Annotated in this window: 17 protein-coding genes; 10 read left to right on the forward strand and 7 right to left on the reverse strand. The window is 68.5% G+C overall.

Annotated features, from left to right (window positions below; genetic code table 11):
- From OG194_RS31830 to OG194_RS31850, 5 genes are all read left to right on the forward strand, one after another.
- Entirely contained in the window at nucleotides 1-969 is a 969-nt protein-coding gene (locus tag OG194_RS31830) for an SCO2521 family protein (protein ID WP_327404217.1), read from the forward strand.
- 42 nt (nucleotides 970-1,011) lie between these two features.
- On the forward strand, nucleotides 1,012-2,100 hold the full coding sequence (locus OG194_RS31835; protein ID WP_327404218.1) for a hypothetical protein: 1,089 nt from the start codon (nucleotides 1,012-1,014) through the stop codon (nucleotides 2,098-2,100).
- Nucleotides 2,101-2,132: 32 nt separating this feature from the next.
- On the forward strand, nucleotides 2,133-3,335 hold the full coding sequence (locus tag OG194_RS31840) for a sensor histidine kinase (protein ID WP_327404219.1): 1,203 nt from the start codon (nucleotides 2,133-2,135) through the stop codon (nucleotides 3,333-3,335).
- Nucleotides 3,332-4,051 carry a response regulator transcription factor gene (locus tag OG194_RS31845; protein ID WP_327404220.1) on the forward strand — a complete coding sequence of 240 codons (720 nt, stop codon included), beginning with the start codon at nucleotides 3,332-3,334 and terminating at the stop codon, nucleotides 4,049-4,051. The genes OG194_RS31840 and OG194_RS31845 overlap by 4 nt, the downstream gene beginning before the upstream one ends.
- 67 nt (nucleotides 4,052-4,118) lie before the next feature.
- Nucleotides 4,119-4,499 carry a VOC family protein gene (locus tag OG194_RS31850; protein ID WP_327407276.1) on the forward strand — a complete coding sequence of 127 codons (381 nt, stop codon included), beginning with the start codon at nucleotides 4,119-4,121 and terminating at the stop codon, nucleotides 4,497-4,499.
- A gap of 9 nt (nucleotides 4,500-4,508) precedes the next feature.
- On the opposite strand, the gene OG194_RS31855 is transcribed toward OG194_RS31850, so the two are convergent.
- Together OG194_RS31855 and OG194_RS31860 are read right to left on the reverse strand one after the other, a co-directional pair.
- Nucleotides 4,509-4,784, reverse strand: coding sequence for a DUF397 domain-containing protein (locus tag OG194_RS31855; RefSeq protein ID WP_327404221.1), 276 nt, complete (start codon nucleotides 4,782-4,784; stop codon nucleotides 4,509-4,511).
- Complete coding sequence (locus OG194_RS31860) at nucleotides 4,766-5,599, reverse strand: helix-turn-helix domain-containing protein (protein WP_327404222.1); 834 nt, start codon at nucleotides 5,597-5,599, stop codon at nucleotides 4,766-4,768. Before OG194_RS31860 ends, OG194_RS31855 begins: the two co-directional genes overlap by 19 nt.
- Before the next feature lie 184 nt (nucleotides 5,600-5,783).
- On the opposite strand from OG194_RS31860, the gene OG194_RS31865 reads away from it, so the two are divergent.
- The 4 genes from OG194_RS31865 (at nucleotide 5,784) to OG194_RS31880 (ending at nucleotide 8,312) form a co-directional block, all read left to right on the forward strand.
- Nucleotides 5,784-5,999: a hypothetical protein gene (locus OG194_RS31865; RefSeq protein WP_327404223.1), complete on the forward strand. Its 216-nt coding sequence runs from the start codon at nucleotides 5,784-5,786 to the stop codon at nucleotides 5,997-5,999.
- Between the two features lie 66 nt (nucleotides 6,000-6,065).
- Nucleotides 6,066-6,815, forward strand: coding sequence for a DNA repair protein RecO (recO, locus tag OG194_RS31870; protein ID WP_026151542.1), 750 nt, complete (start codon nucleotides 6,066-6,068; stop codon nucleotides 6,813-6,815).
- A gap of 53 nt (nucleotides 6,816-6,868) precedes the next feature.
- A complete protein-coding gene (locus tag OG194_RS31875) occupies nucleotides 6,869-7,711 on the forward strand; it encodes an isoprenyl transferase (RefSeq protein ID WP_327404224.1) in 843 nt (280 codons plus the stop codon).
- Between the two features lie 61 nt (nucleotides 7,712-7,772).
- A complete protein-coding gene (locus tag OG194_RS31880) occupies nucleotides 7,773-8,312 on the forward strand; it encodes a YcxB family protein (protein ID WP_327404225.1) in 540 nt (179 codons plus the stop codon).
- A gap of 92 nt (nucleotides 8,313-8,404) precedes the next feature.
- Here OG194_RS31880 and OG194_RS31885 read toward each other — a convergent pair whose 3' ends face one another.
- Genes OG194_RS31885 through OG194_RS31900 form a run of 4 tightly spaced genes read right to left on the reverse strand, consistent with a single transcriptional unit; the run spans nucleotide 8,405 to nucleotide 11,544 of the window.
- Nucleotides 8,405-8,815 (reverse strand): Fur family transcriptional regulator, encoded by a 411-nt coding sequence (locus tag OG194_RS31885; protein ID WP_033284652.1) that lies wholly within the window; start codon nucleotides 8,813-8,815, stop codon nucleotides 8,405-8,407.
- A gap of 59 nt (nucleotides 8,816-8,874) precedes the next feature.
- Nucleotides 8,875-9,777, reverse strand: coding sequence for a metal ABC transporter permease (locus tag OG194_RS31890; RefSeq protein WP_327404226.1), 903 nt, complete (start codon nucleotides 9,775-9,777; stop codon nucleotides 8,875-8,877).
- Nucleotides 9,777-10,541 carry a metal ABC transporter ATP-binding protein gene (locus OG194_RS31895; RefSeq protein ID WP_327404227.1) on the reverse strand — a complete coding sequence of 255 codons (765 nt, stop codon included), beginning with the start codon at nucleotides 10,539-10,541 and terminating at the stop codon, nucleotides 9,777-9,779. The genes OG194_RS31890 and OG194_RS31895 overlap by 1 nt, the downstream gene beginning before the upstream one ends.
- A gap of 34 nt (nucleotides 10,542-10,575) precedes the next feature.
- Entirely contained in the window at nucleotides 10,576-11,544 is a 969-nt protein-coding gene (locus tag OG194_RS31900) for a metal ABC transporter substrate-binding protein (RefSeq protein ID WP_327404228.1), read from the reverse strand.
- A 185-nt stretch (nucleotides 11,545-11,729) separates the two neighbouring features.
- Between OG194_RS31900 and OG194_RS31905 the strand changes: the two genes are divergently transcribed.
- Complete coding sequence (locus OG194_RS31905; RefSeq protein WP_327404229.1) at nucleotides 11,730-13,112, forward strand: glycine--tRNA ligase; 1,383 nt, start codon at nucleotides 11,730-11,732, stop codon at nucleotides 13,110-13,112.
- Nucleotides 13,113-13,184: 72 nt separating this feature from the next.
- Here OG194_RS31905 and OG194_RS31910 read toward each other — a convergent pair whose 3' ends face one another.
- On the reverse strand, nucleotides 13,185-14,231 hold the full coding sequence (locus OG194_RS31910) for a chitinase (RefSeq protein ID WP_327404230.1): 1,047 nt from the start codon (nucleotides 14,229-14,231) through the stop codon (nucleotides 13,185-13,187).
- Between the last annotated feature and the right edge of the window lie 41 nt (nucleotides 14,232-14,272).

Raw genomic sequence — 14,272 nt, forward strand, 5'->3', positions numbered from 1 at the left:
GTGGCGACCCCGGGAAGGACACCGCGTCCGGTCCTCGCCTGCGGCGAGGTGCGCACCGGCCTGCTGCCGTCCTTCCAGGCACTGGACGGCCGCACCGCCGCCCAACTCCTGCGGCTGCGCGCCGACGAACAGGTCCGGGTCTCCGAGCGGCCCAATCTCTACGCCCTCTCGCCCGAGGTCCTCACGGGCGTGGACTGCCGGCTGCCCACCTCGAACGGCGCCAAGGTCAGGGCCGTCGGTACGGTGGCCGCCCGCGCCGCGCTCACCGAAGGCCGGGTCCTCCAGTCCACCGCCTACTTCAGCACCCCGTCCGCCGGACCCGACGTACGCCAGCCGTGGGGGCACTACCTGGTCCGCCCCGGGGTGGTCGAGCCGTTCGGGAAACTGCCCGAACAGGCCACCGCCGAGGGCGTGTTGCGCGGCGGCGGACGCGGCGAACTGGACCTGGGGATGATCGCCGAGGGCCTACTGGCGCAGTTGGTGCGCCACCCCCTCCTCGACCACAAGGCACCCTTCAAGTCCCGCCGTACACAACTGCGTTGGGCCGCACGACGGGCGCCGGAGAGCGAGGGACCGTCACTGGACCGCTTCACGCTGGCCGAAGACGGCCTGCGGACAGTGGAGTTGAGAGTGCCGGAAGGCATCGAGGCGACCGCGGTCGCGGGGCTCTGCGAAGACCTCGCGTTGCACGACTGGCTTTTGACGACGGTGGTGCACATGCTGGAGAACAGCCGGCTCGGTGCGGCGGACGGGCCCGCGGCGGTCCTGGCGCTGCGACCGGCCGTGGATCACCTGCTGCATCTGTGGATGCCGCGCGCGCACGTGGACCGCACGCTGGGACACCTGTGGGACGTACTGGAGCGGGAACCGGGCTTCAGCCGCCAATGGGAGAACCTTCGCCAGCGTATCCGGGACCAACTGGCCATACAGGCCATCCCGTTGCTGCACCAGGCGCTGAGCACGCGCTGACGGGGCGGCACGAACCGCACATCCGACGGGGGAGAGGTTCACATGAACGGAGTGACGACAACAGGGTCGGGCGGACTGCGGTCCGTACCGCAACAGGACCAGGTGCAGCGCAGATCAAAGCTGTTCCTCAAGACGCTGTTCGCGATCTTAGCGGGAGGCGCCGCCTTCTTCGTGACCAACGTTCTGAACGAGAACAACGGGGACCTGTGGCAGTGGACGATGTCCATCGTCCTCGGCAGCGCGACCCTGATCGTGCAACTGCTCGTGGACTTCGGCGAGCGACTGGAGGCCGTCCAGGAGAGCCAGAAGCGGCGTATCCGGGACATGAAGGACAGCCTGTCCAGCCATCACACGGAGATGCGGGCAGCGGTCGACGAGAGCTTCGCCAAGATCAACGCCGCGACGGAGCTGTACAGCAAGGTCGACGGCTCGGTGCTGCGCTCCGACGAGGTGACCCGGCTGGTGCTGGGCTACACGAAAGTCGGCGAGCAGGGCGCGGACATCGTCAAGGCCTTCGCCGAGGAGGAGTTGGGCCGCCTCGCGCTGCTGATGGAGAACCTCGGCAACGGCACGGCGGACTGCCCCGGCGAGAATCACGAGTGGCTGATCGACCTCACCAAGTGCGTCAAGCGGACACTCTTCGCCACCAGCACGTCCGTGGACCGCGACTTCTGGTCGAGCGAGCCCGCACGCCGCTATCTCGCCGCCCAGGAGACGGCCATCAAGACCCGGCGGGTGCAGGTCCGGCGGGTGTTCCTCGTCGACGACGAGGCGGAGGTCACCGGCAGCCTCCGCCAACTCTGCGAGCGGCACCACAAGTTCGGGATCGAGGCGCGTATCGCGGTCCGGGCCCAGCTGGAACCGACGGCCCAGATGAACTCGTTGAACGACTTCATCGTCTTCGACGGCGAACTCTGTTACGAGACCGAGCCGGACATCCACGTCATGCCGGCCAAGACGACACTGAAGCTGACGCGCGAGCACGTGGAGGAGCGGATCAACCGGTTCAACGTGCTGTGGGAGGCGACGGAACCGGACCGCACCCCGGAACCGTCCCCGGAACCGGACGGAGGAAGGACGGTCACCCACCCCGCCGGTGTCGACCCAGGTCGTACATCTCCGGGCCGATGACCCCGTCCGCTGCCCGCTCCTACGATCGCGGCATGTCCGTCACTCAACAGTCACCCCTGCTCAAACGTGTACCGCCGGGCGTTTGGACGGGGGTGCTCTGGGTCTACGGCACGCTGTTCGCGATCCGCTCCTTCTTCCGGCTGCCCTTCATGCCCACCGACCCTTTTCCGCCTACGCCCGGTGGTTGGGCGCTCGTCGTCTCGGGGAGTGTGCTCGCGCTGGGCGGGTGTGGGGTGTTGGGGCGGCGTCCGTTGTGGGGGCTGGGGTTGTTGGTGGTGGGGACGTACGGGGTGACGGTCGGGTTGGACGGGCTGACCTTCGGGTTGGTCCACTTCGCCGCGATCGCTGTCGGCGTGGGCTGGGTCGCGGTGAGCGTCGGGGGGCGGCGGAGTCTGTGCGCTCTTGTTCTTGCGGTCGTTGTGCTGCCCGTGCACGAGTTCACCCGGATCGGCCTCGGGCGGCCTCTCGCCGCCGCTCACGACACCGGCCGGGGCGACTGGCAGAGCTGGTCGGCGCTCGCTCTCACGGCCGTCGTCGCGTGGCTGATCGGCAACTCCGTGCGGCAGAGCCGCGTGTACACCGAGCGGCTCACCACCCAGGCCGCGACGCAGGCCGTCGCCGTCGAACGGCTGCGTATCGCACGGGAGATGCACGACACCGTGGCGCACAGCATCGGCATCATCGCCCTCCAGGCGGGCGCGGCGGCCCGGGTCACCACGACGCAGCCGGAGGCCGCGCGGGAGGCGATGCGGGCGGTGGAGCACGAGGGGCGGGAGACGTTGGCCGGGCTGCGCCGCATGCTCGTCGCGCTGCGGGCGACCGACGAGGCTCCCGTCCTGCCCGCGGGTCTCGGTGACGTCGACCGGCTCGCCGCGACGACCACGGCGGCCGGGGTACGGGTCGACGTGCGGCGGTGCGGTGAGCCGCGTCAACTCCCGTACGACATCGACCTGTCGGCGTTCCGCATCATCCAGGAGTCCGTCACCAACGTCGTACGGCACGCGGGGACGAGTGCGTGCCGGGTCACTCTCGACTACCGCGACGACGAACTCGCGCTGGAGGTGACCGATGACGGGCGGGGGCACGGGACCGCCACCGACACGGGGTTCGGGTTGGCGGGTATGCGGGAGCGAGTGGCCCTGTTGCAGGGGGAGTTCACGGCGGCGCCGCGTCCCGAGGGTGGTTTCCGGGTCGCCGTCCGGCTTCCGGTACCGACGGCGGTGGCGGGCCGATGAGCAGCCCTGTCCGCGTTCTCCTCGCCGACGACCAGCAACTCATCCGTACGGCACTGCGGATGGTGATGGCCGACCTCGACGACGTGGAGGTCGTCGGGGAGGCGAGCGACGGCGCGGAGGCGGTGCGGCTGACGGCCCAACTCGCCCCGGACGTCGTGGTGATGGACATCCGCATGCCCGGGATGGACGGAATCGAGGCCACGCGCGGGATCACGGCCGGTTCGCCGGAGGGGGCGGTGGGGTCGGTGGGTTCGGTGTCGGCCCGGGTCGTCGTCCTCACCACCTTCGACGACGACGATCACGTCTACGGCGCGTTGCGCGCCGGCGCGTCCGGGTTCCTGGTCAAGGACATGGCCCTGGACGACATCATCGGCGCGGTACGGGTCGTGGCCGCCGGTGACGCTCTGATCGCCCCGAGCGTGACCCGGCGTCTGATCCGCGACTTCGCGTCGTCCCGCCCCGAACTTGCCCGCACACGCCGGGAGTTGACGCGGATCACGGAGCGGGAACGCGAAGTGCTGACGCTGGTCGGCTCGGGGCTGTCGAACACGGAGATCGCGGCCGAGCTGTGCATCAGCGTGGCCACGGCGAAGACCTACCTGACCCGCCTCTTCACCAAGCTGGACGCGAGGGACCGGGTTCAGCTGGTGATCCTGGCCTATGAGGCGGGGCTGGTCTCGGTGGGCCAGGAGTCACGCCCTGGGCAGCGGCCCTGAAAACGCTTCGCCCGTGCTCGTCCCGTCGGATACGGTCGCGAGGTTGTTTTCACAGCTGGAGGCCGTTGTGGCGTGTCGTATTGGTGAGCTGGTGCTCGGTTGTCGTGACCCTGAGCTGCTGGCGCGGTTCTGGTGCGAGGTCCTGGGGTTCGTCGTGCTCGAAAGCGAGGAAGGGCAATGGGCGGAGATCGGGACGCCTGAAGGGTTCGGTGGCCCGCACCCGACGATCTTCTTCAGCCGCCGGGACGAGCCCGAGCCGGGGAAGTCCCGGCTGCACATCGACGTCAACCCCACCGACCGTGACCAGGCCGCCGAGCTCGAACGCCTGCTGGCACTCGGTGCGCGCCGGGCCGACATCGGGCAGACGGGGGACGAGCAGTGGCATGTCCTGGAAGACCCCGAAGGCAATGAGTTCTGCCTGCTCAAGGCCCGCATCAACCCGCTCTGACGCGGGGACCTAGGAGAGCAGCGAGCCGATGAACTCCGTCCAGGCCCCGGCCCCGACCACGATCACCGGCCCACCAACAGACACCTTGCTGTCACGGACGGGGATGACGCCGGGGACTCCGTCGGCTACCTCGACGCAGGTACCGCCGTTGCCGTCGCTGTGGGTGCTCTTGCGCCAGCGGGCGGCGTCGAGGAAGTCGTAGGCGATCTCGACGCAGTCCCCGCCGTTGCCGTCACTGAAGGTGCTTCTGCGCCAACTGGCGTTGCTCAGGTCGTACTTGCGCATCGTCTGTGGTCCTCCGCCGCCGATTCGATCAGGGCCAGGGACGCCTCCGGCGACAGCGCGGCGGCCCTGAGCAGATCGTATGCCGCGTACGCGCGCTTCACCACAGCCGGATCGTCCAGCAGGTTCCCCGAATACACCGCCTCTGTATAGGCAGTTGGCGGGGCCTCGTCGAACTCCATGAGCGTCAGCGTTCCGTTCATGACGGCGAAGGCCCCCGCCGCACACGGCAGCACCTGCGCCAGCACAGTCCGCTCGCGCACGAGCGCCGCGATGTGATCCAACTGCCGGGCCATGCCCACAGGGCCGCCGACCGGAATCCGTACTACGTTCTCGTGCAGGATCACCCAATACACGGGCCTTGTTGCGTCCTTGAGGATGCGCGCCCGGTCCATCCGGCCGGACACTTTCTCCTCGATGTACTCCTCCGTCGCGAGCGGGTTCGTCGCGAGGGTGACCGCTCGGGCGTACTCGGCGGTCTGGAGTAGGCCCGGAACCACTGTCGGCGCGAAGTCACAGATCTTCGTCGCCAGCGCCTCCAACTCCGCCGCCTTGGCGAAGTAGTCGGCGTACCGCCTGTCATTGATCAGGCCCATGCACAGGCGCTCGAAAATACCGTCGGTTTTCAGGATCTCGTCAAACCGGATCGCCAGATCCATCTGCGGTTTGCGAATCGCCTGTTCGAATTGGCCGATGTAAGTGCCGGAGACGAAAGCGAGCGCCCCCAGCTGCGCCTGCGAGAGCCCCATATCCTCCCGGCGCCGTCTCAGCTCGGCTCCGAAAAACTCCCAAGCCGCCAGCCGTGAACCGTTGGCCATAGCCAACCCCCTTGGTCTGCACCGCAGTTGTTGTCGACAGACTCCTGCCGAGTGTAGGGGGAGGAGGGGCACTGTGGAGATGGGAAGCGTGAAAGTCCAAAAGGGAGGGGAGCCACGTGTGGGCACACTGCTTGGAGGTGAGGGAAACCTTGATGGAATTCCGGATTCGGGTGCGAGGAGCGCGATGAAACCGCCTGTCGGATCGGTCGCCGTGGATACCCGTAACGGGAGAGTGGGCATCGTCATGGGGCATGAGGGGCCTTATGTTCAGCTGCGCCCGTACGGCGGCGGGCGGGAGTGGGACGTCGAGCCGGCCGCCGTACGGGACGCGACCCCGGCCGAGCGGCTGAGCGCGGCGACCGCGTACGCGAACGCCCGCAGTCGCGGTGAGGTGCCTTGAAGCGCCGATGCCTGGATGCCTCCGATGCGTCGTGGCGCCACAGGGCCGTAGGGGACAATGGGCGGCATGAGTCTGTTCCGCGACGACGGCATCGTGCTGCGCACCCAGAAGCTGGGCGAGGCGGACCGGATCATCACGCTGCTCACCCGGGGTCACGGGCGGGTACGGGCCGTGGCGCGCGGGGTGCGGCGGACCAAGTCGAAGTTCGGGGCCCGGCTGGAACCCTTCTCCCATGTGGACGTGCAGTTCTTCGCGCGCGGCAGTGAACTGATCGGCCGCGGACTGCCGTTGTGCACCCAGAGTGAGACCATCGCTCCGTACGGTGGCGGGATCGTCGCCGACTACGCGCGGTACACCGCCGGTACGGCGATGCTGGAGACGGCCGAGCGGTTCACCGATCACGAGGGCGAGCCCGCGGTCCAGCAGTATCTGCTGCTCGTGGGCGGGCTGCGGACGCTGGCCGGCGGGGAGCATGCTCCGCATCTCATCCTCGACGCGTTCCTGCTGCGTTCGCTCGCCGTCAACGGATACGCGCCAAGCTTCGGTGACTGTGCGAAGTGCGGGATGCCGGGACCGAACCGGTTCTTCTCCGTGGCGTCGGGCGGGGTGGTCTGCGCGGACTGCCGAGTGGCCGGGAGCGTCGTACCCTCACCGCAGGCCCTGGAACTCCTCGGTGCGCTGCTTACGGGAGACTGGGCGACGGCGGACGCGTGCGAGGCGCGGCATGTGCGGGAGGGCAGCGGGCTGGTGTCCGCCTATCTGCACTGGCACCTTGAGCGCGGGCTCCGTTCACTGCGGTACGTGGAGAAGTCGTAGCAGGGCGTAGCGAGTTGTCGTAGTAGGTCGTAGAAAGAGGAGACGAGAAGCACATGGCCGTACGCGGGATCCTGGGGCGCCAGCGGCGCGAGTACAAGACGCCGGAGCCGCACCCGTCGGGGGCCACCGCACCGAAGCTGCCCGGTGAGCTGATCCCGAAGCACGTGGCGATCGTCATGGACGGGAACGGGCGGTGGGCGAAGCAGCGCGGGCTGCCGCGCACCGAGGGCCACAAGGTCGGCGCGGAGCGGGTGTTGGACGTGTTGCAGGGCGGCGTCGAGATGGGTGTCGGCGCGATCTCGCTGTACGCCTTCTCCACCGAGAACTGGAAGCGGTCGCCCGACGAGGTGCGCTTCCTCATGAACTTCAACCGCGACTTCATCCGCAAGTCCCGCGACACCCTCGACGAACTCGGCATCCGGGTGCGGTGGGTGGGCCGTATGCCCAAGCTGTGGCGGTCGGTCGCCAAGGAGCTCCAGATCGCGCAGGAGCAGACCAAGGACAACGACGCGCTCACGCTGTACTTCTGCATGAACTACGGCGGGCGGGCCGAAATCGCCGACGCGGCAAGGGCGTTGGCCGAGGACGTCAAGGCGGGCCGGCTCGACCCGGCCAAGGTCGACGAGAAGACCCTCGCCAAGTACATGTACTACCCGGACATGCCCGAGGTCGACCTCTTCCTGCGCCCCAGCGGCGAACAGCGCACCTCCAACTACCTGATCTGGCAGAGCGCTTACGCCGAGATGGTCTTCCAGGACGTGCTCTGGCCGGACTTCGACCGCCGTGACCTGTGGCGCGCCTGCGTCGAATTCGCCCAGCGGGACCGGCGGTTCGGCGGCGCGGTGCCGAACGAGAAGCTGCTCGCGATGGAGCAGGCGATGCGGGGAAACGAGTAACACCCCTGTCGGACTCCGGGGTTACTATCACGGCTCGTCACCGGGGGAACGGGGAGGGGCCGTGATGGAGCAGGGTGTCGAGCGACCCGCGAGCGATGTGGCGCTGGAGTACGCACTCCGGCAGGAGGAGATGACCGAGGCGGTCCGGATGCTGGTGCGCAAGCGCGGCCGGGCCGGGTTCATCCACCAGCCCGTCCTCCTCGCGGCCGTCATGGTGGTGGGTGTGCTTGTGCTGACCGCGGGCCTGGCGGGCGGCGACGGCATCGGCTTCGGCTTCGGCATGACGCTCATCGCCGGGCCGCTGCTGATGCTCGGGGTGCCCGGCATGATCGCCCGCCAGCTGCTGCGGGCCTACCAGCACCATGGCGTGATGCGGGTGACGGTCGCCGAGGAGGGGGTGCGGACGGTCAGCGCGCACATGGACTCGCGCATGTCCTGGACCAACTACGGCAGTTACGCCGAGACGGACCGCTGCTTCGTGCTGCGCAGCCCCGACCGCATCGGAGCCGACGCGATGGTCATCGTCAAGCGGGGAGCACCCACCCCGCAGGACGTGGACCGCCTACGAGCCCTGCTGAACACCAAACTGCCTCGCGTCTGAGCCCCTTAGGGGGTGCCCCCGAAGGGGCGCGGGGAACTGCGCGACCAGCCCCCACCGGCCCGCAGACATCCACCGGCCCGCACGGGACCTGCTCAACCCGCGGAGCACTCCGCACAGGTCCCGAAGATCTCCACCGTGTGCGCCACGTTCACATACCCGTGCTCCGCCGCGATCGCCTCCGCCCACTTCTCCACAGCGGGCCCTTCCACCTCTACCGCCTTGCCGCAAACCCGGCACACCAGGTGGTGATGGTGATCGCCCGTGGAGCAGCGGCGATACACGGACTCACCCTCGTCCGTGCGCAGGACGTCGACCTCGCCGGCGTCGGCGAGGTTCTGGAGGGTGCGGTAGACCGTGGTCAGGCCCACCGAGTCACCCTTGTGCTTGAGCATGTCGTGGAGTTCCTGGGCGCTGCGGAACTCGTCGACCTCGTTGAGCGCCGCCGACACGGCGGCACGCTGGCGGGTGGAGCGTCCCTTTACGGGCGGGCCGGCCGTCGTCACCGTTGCCTCCTCACGTCTGCACTTTGCCGAGCCATTGTGACAGCCCGGACTGTGCGTGGTCAGACGCCGACCTCGTCGGCGGCCCCCCGGGTGGCCGGAATCGCGCACTCCACCGGGTCCCCGGCGGGTCGCGCGGCGGCCGCGGCCCGGGCCCGGCGCCTCGCCAGCGGGGTCGCCAGCGCGGTCAGCGCGATGAACGCGGCGATCGTCAGGAGCACGATCGTCGCACCCGGCGGGACGTCCTGGTAGTACGAGGTGACGGTGCCGCTGACCGCCACGGTCACGCCGATCACGCCCGCGATCGCCAGGGTCGCTCCGAAGCTGCGGGTGAGCTGCTGCGCGGCGGCGACCGGCACCACCATCAGCGCGGACACCAGGATCAGGCCCACGACCCGCATCGCGACGGTGACCGTGACGGCCGCGGTGACCGCCGTCAGCAGGTTCAGGGCACGCACGGGCAGGCCCGTGACCCGCGCGAACTCCTCGTCGTGGTTCACGGCGAACAACTGCCGCCGCAGCCCCAGCGTGACCACGATCACGAAGCCGGCGAGGATGCCGATCGCCGTCACGTCGGACTGCGAGACCGTCGAGAGCGAGCCGAAGAGGTACGAGCTCAGGTTGGCGTTCGAGCCGCCCGGCGCGAGGTTGACGAACATCACGCCGCCCGCCATACCGCCGTAGAAAAGCATCGCGAGGGCGATGTCGCCGCGGGTCTTGCCGTACCAGCGGATCAGTTCCATCAGGACCGAGCCGAGGACGGAGACGGCGGTGGCCATCCAGACCGGGGAGGCGTTGAGGAGGAAGCCGAGGCCCACGCCGGTCATCGCGACGTGGCCGATGCCGTCGCCCATGAGGGGCTGGCGGCGCTGGACGAGGTAGATGCCGATGGCGGGGGCGGTGATGCCGACGAGGACGGCGGCGATGAGCGCCCGTTGCATGAAGGCGTAGTCGAGGATGTCCATCAGCTCAGCAGTCCCGTGCGGATCGGTTCGGCGTCCGCCGAGTGCGGGTGTACGTGGTCGTGGCCGGGCAGCGCGTGCTGGCCGAGCGCGCGCGGGGGCGGGCCGTCGTGCTGGACGCAGCCGTCGCGCAGGACGACCGCGCGGTCGATCAGCGGTTCCAGCGGGCCGAGTTCGTGCAGGACGAGCAACACCGTTGTGCCTTCGGCGACTTGACGGGTCAGGGTGTCCGCCAGCACCTTCTGGCTGGCCAGGTCCACGCCCGCCATCGGCTCGTCCATGATGAGGAGTTCGGGTTCGGCGGCGAGCGCGCGGGCGATCAGCACGCGCTGGTGCTGGCCGCCGGAGAGCGCGTCGACCGAGTCCTTGGCGCGGTCCGCCATGCCGACGAGGTCCAGGGCGTGCCGTACGGCCTCGTGGTCCGCCTTGCGCAGCAGGCCGAAGCGGGCGCGGGAGAGACGGCCGGACGCGACGATCTCGGTGACCGTCGCGGGGACGCCACCCCCGGCCGTCGTGCGCTGCGGTACGTAACCCACGCGCCGCCAGTCGCGGAACGCGCGGCGCGGGGTGCCGAACAGCTCGATCTCGCCCCCGCTGAGCGGGACTTGGCCGATGATCGCGCGGATCGCGGTCGACTTGCCGGAGCCGTTGGCGCCGAGCAGCGCGACGACCTCACCGCGCCGCACGGTGAGGTCGATGCCGCGCAGGACGGGGCGCGAGCCCAGCTCGGCGCGGACTCCGCGCAGCGATATGACGGGCTCGGCCACTGTGTCCTCCGTACTGCTGTAGATCACTTGTAGATCACTTGGTTCCCAGGGCCGTCTGCAACGCCTTGAGGTTGGCCTGCTGGACCGAGAAGTAGTCCTTGCCGCGGGACTTCTTGGTGATGCCCTCGATCGGGTCGAGGACGTCCGTCTTCAGGTTCGAGTCCGCGGCGATGGTCTTCGCGGTCTTGTCGCTGACGAGCGTCTCGTAGAACACGGTGGTGACGCCGTCGGCCTTCGCCATCTTCTCAAGGTCCTTCACGCGCTCGGCACTCGGCTCCGACTCGGGGTCGAGACCGTTGATGGCCTCCTCGGTGAGGCCGTAGCGCTCGGCGAGGTAGCCGAAGGCGGCGTGCGTGGTGATGAACACCTTGGTCCTGGTGTTCGCGAGGCCCGTCTTGAACTCGGTGTTGAGCGCGTCCAGCTTCTTGACCAGGGCCGCGGTGCGCGTCTTGTAGTCGGCCGCGTTCTTCGGGTCGGCCTTCTCGAAGGCCTTGCCGACGCCCTCGGCGACCTGGGCGTAGCGCACCGGGTCGAGCCAGATGTGGGGGTCGAGGCCGGCCAGCTCGTCGTTCTTCGAGGTGTCGTGCGTTGCCGCGTGGCCGCCGACCTCGTTGCCGTGCTTCTCCTCCGTGGTCAGGGAGGCCGCGTCGATCTTCGTCTTGACCTCGGACTGGCTCACCACGTCGTCGACGGAGGGCTGGAGGTTCTTGAGGTAGAGCACCGCGTCGGACTCCCCGAGCGCGGCGGTCTGCCGCGCGCTGATCTCCAGGTCGTGCGGCTCCTGGCCGGGCTTCGTCAGGCTGGTGACGTGGACGTGGCTGCCGCCGATCTGCTCGGCGAGGTACTGGAGTGGGTAGAACGCCGCGACGACGTCGAACTTGTCCGTGTTGGCCGCGGCCGCGGTGTCGGTGGAGCAGGCGGAGAGGGTCCCGAGACCGAGGGCGGTGGCCGCGGCGATGGCGAGCCCGGGTATTCCGGCGATGCTGTGTCGTCGTACGTTCATGACACTCATTTTCAACTGATATGGAAACCGTTGTCAACAAGCGCATGGTGAGGAACCGATTTGATAAGGGGGCGGGCAGCGCCGGTAACCTAAGTCATTCGCCCGCCCGTCTCCCGACCACCACCCCCCATCGAGGCGCTTCGCGCCGCCCCTCCTTACCGTCCATTCGTCATGAAGAGAGCATCGTGGCCGCCGACAAGATCGACACCATCGTCAGCCTGAGCAAGCGCCGTGGCTTCGTATTCCCCAGTAGTGAGATCTACGGCGGCCAGCGCGCCGCTTGGGACTACGGGCCCCTGGGTGTCGAGCTCAAGGAGAACCTGAAGCGCCAGTGGTGGCGCTACATGGTGACGTCGCGCGAGGACGTGGTCGGTATCGACTCGTCCGTGATCCTGGCCCCCGAGGTCTGGGTCGCCTCCGGCCATGTCGCCACTTTCTCGGACCCGTTGACCGAGTGCACCGCGTGCCACAAGCGGTTCCGCGCGGACCACCTGGAGGAGGCGTACGAGGCCAAGCACGGCCGGCCCCCCGAGAAGGGTCTCGCCGACATCAACTGCCCCAACTGCGGCAACAAGGGCCAGTTCACCGAGCCCAAGGAGTTCTCCGGCCTGCTCTCCACCCACCTGGGCCCGACGCAGGACACCGGCTCCGTCGCCTATCTGCGCCCCGAGACCGCTCAGGGCATCTTCACCAACTTCGCCCAGGTGCAGACCACTTCGCGCCGCAAGCCGCCGTTCGGCATCGCGCAGATGGGCAAGTCCTTCCGCAACGAGATCACGCCCGGCAACTTCATCTTCCGGACCCGCGAGTTCGAGCAGATGGAGATGGAGTTCTTCGTCAAGCCGGGCGAGGACGAGAAGTGGCAGGAGTACTGGATGGAGCAGCGCTGGAACTGGTACACCGGCCTGGGCCTGCGCGAGGAGAACATGCGGTGGTACGACCACCCCAAGGAGAAGCTCTCCCACTACTCCAAGCGCACCGCTGACATCGAGTACCGCTTCCAGTTCGGCGGCAACGAGTGGGGCGAGCTGGAAGGCGTCGCCAACCGCACCGACTTCGACCTGAACGCCCACTCCAAGGCCTCCGGCCAGGACCTCTCCTTCTTCGACCAGGAGGCCCAGGAGCGCTGGACGCCGTACGTCATCGAGCCGGCCGCCGGTGTCGGCCGCGCGATGCTGGCGTTCCTGCTCGACGCGTACGTCGAGGACGAAGCGCCCAACGCCAAGGGCAAGTTGGAGAAGCGCACGGTGCTGCGCCTGGACCACCGGCTCGCCCCGGTGAAGGTCGCGGTGCTTCCGCTGTCCCGCAACCCCGAGCTGTCCCCGAAGGCCAAGGGCCTCGCCGCCGCGCTGCGTCAGAACTGGAACATCGAGTTCGACGACGCGGGTGCGATCGGCCGTCGTTACCGGCGTCAGGACGAGATCGGTACGCCGTACTGCGTGACGGTCGACTTCGACACGCTTGAGGACAACGCGGTGACGGTTCGCGAGCGCGACTCGATGAAGCAGGAGCGCGTCTCCCTGGACCAGATCGAGGGCTACCTCGCGGGTCGCCTGATCGGTGCCTAGGGGCTGAGTTCTGAACGGGACTGCGGGCGAGCTGAGTTGATCAGCCCGCCCGCAGTTTTTTGTGCGCTGCTCTCAACGCCCTTGCAGGGACTTCACGTTGTCGCCGAACGTCCAGTTCTTCGAGCCGTCCCAGTTGATCGACCAGGTCATCAGGCCCTTGAGGGACGTGCCGTAGTGGCGCCAGGCCTGGGAGACCAGCGACGGTGACATGTAGCCGCCGCCCGCGCCCGACTGGGCGGGCAGGCCCGGTACTTGCTTGTCGTACGGGACCTTGATCGTCGTACCCTGCACGACCAGGCCCTTGTTGAGGCAGTCGGTCTGGGCGGTGAAGCCCGCGACCGTGCCGGCCGAGTACGAGTCGCCGGAGCAGCCGTACATGCTGCCGTTGTAGTACTGCATGTTGAGCCACCACAGGCGGCCGTTGTCCGCGTACTTCTTCACGATCGGGAGATACGCGCCCCAGATCGAGCCGTACGTGATGCTGCCGCCGGTGACGTACGCGGTCTCCGGGGCCATCGTCAGGCCGAAGTTGGACGGCATCTGGGCGAGGATGCCGTCGATGATGCGGATCAAGTTGGCCTGGGACGTGGAGAGTTGGCCGATGTTTCCGCTGCCGACCAGGCCCGTCTCGATGTCGATGTCTATGCCGTCGAAGTTGTACTTCTTCAGGATCGGCACGATCGTCGAGACGAACTTGTTCGCCACAGTGGTCGAGCTGAGGTCGATGCCCGCGGCCGCGCCGCCGATGGACATCAGGATCGTCTGGCCGGAGGCCTTCGCCGCGCACATCTCGGCCGGCGTGGCCACCTTCACGCCCGCGTCCATGCCGTCCTCCCAGAGGGCGGTGCCGTCGGAACGGATCACCGGGAAGGCCGCGTTGATCACGTTGTAGCCGTGGGCGGCGATCGCGGAGTTGGTGATCGGGGTCCAACCGAAGGGCGGATGAACGCCGTTGGAGGAGCCGTCCCAGTTCTCCCAGTAACCCTGGAGGACCTTGCCGGCGGGGCGGGACTTCACGGCGCAGGTGTCGGCCGCGGATGCGGCCCCGGCGATGGGGAGTTGGGCGAGGCAGGCCGTCGTCAGGGCGGCGGCGAGCAGGCGCAGGGCACGACGGAGCATACGGGCCTCCCGGTGGGGGTGCGGTGAGGTGTCGTAGGCAT

The organism is Streptomyces sp. NBC_01288 (assembly GCF_035982055.1).
Classification (GTDB): domain Bacteria; phylum Actinomycetota; class Actinomycetes; order Streptomycetales; family Streptomycetaceae; genus Streptomyces.

Bases quoted from the DNA above. Each gene is read 5' to 3' on its own strand.
- OG194_RS31835 (WP_327404218.1), top strand. From the start codon at position 1,012: ATGAACGGAGTGACGACAACAGGGTCGGGCGGACTGCGGTCCGTACCG.
- OG194_RS31840 (WP_327404219.1), top strand. From the start codon at position 2,133: ATGTCCGTCACTCAACAGTCACCCCTGCTCAAACGTGTACCGCCGGGC.
- OG194_RS31845 (WP_327404220.1), top strand. From the start codon at position 3,332: ATGAGCAGCCCTGTCCGCGTTCTCCTCGCCGACGACCAGCAACTCATC.
- OG194_RS31855 (WP_327404221.1), bottom strand. From the start codon at position 4,784: ATGCGCAAGTACGACCTGAGCAACGCCAGTTGGCGCAGAAGCACCTTC.
- OG194_RS31860 (WP_327404222.1), bottom strand. From the start codon at position 5,599: ATGGCCAACGGTTCACGGCTGGCGGCTTGGGAGTTTTTCGGAGCCGAG.
- OG194_RS31865 (WP_327404223.1), top strand. From the start codon at position 5,784: ATGAAACCGCCTGTCGGATCGGTCGCCGTGGATACCCGTAACGGGAGA.
- recO (WP_026151542.1), top strand. From the start codon at position 6,066: ATGAGTCTGTTCCGCGACGACGGCATCGTGCTGCGCACCCAGAAGCTG.
- OG194_RS31875 (WP_327404224.1), top strand. From the start codon at position 6,869: ATGGCCGTACGCGGGATCCTGGGGCGCCAGCGGCGCGAGTACAAGACG.
- OG194_RS31890 (WP_327404226.1), bottom strand. From the start codon at position 9,777: ATGGACATCCTCGACTACGCCTTCATGCAACGGGCGCTCATCGCCGCC.
- OG194_RS31900 (WP_327404228.1), bottom strand. From the start codon at position 11,544: ATGAACGTACGACGACACAGCATCGCCGGAATACCCGGGCTCGCCATC.
- OG194_RS31910 (WP_327404230.1), bottom strand. From the start codon at position 14,231: ATGCTCCGTCGTGCCCTGCGCCTGCTCGCCGCCGCCCTGACGACGGCC.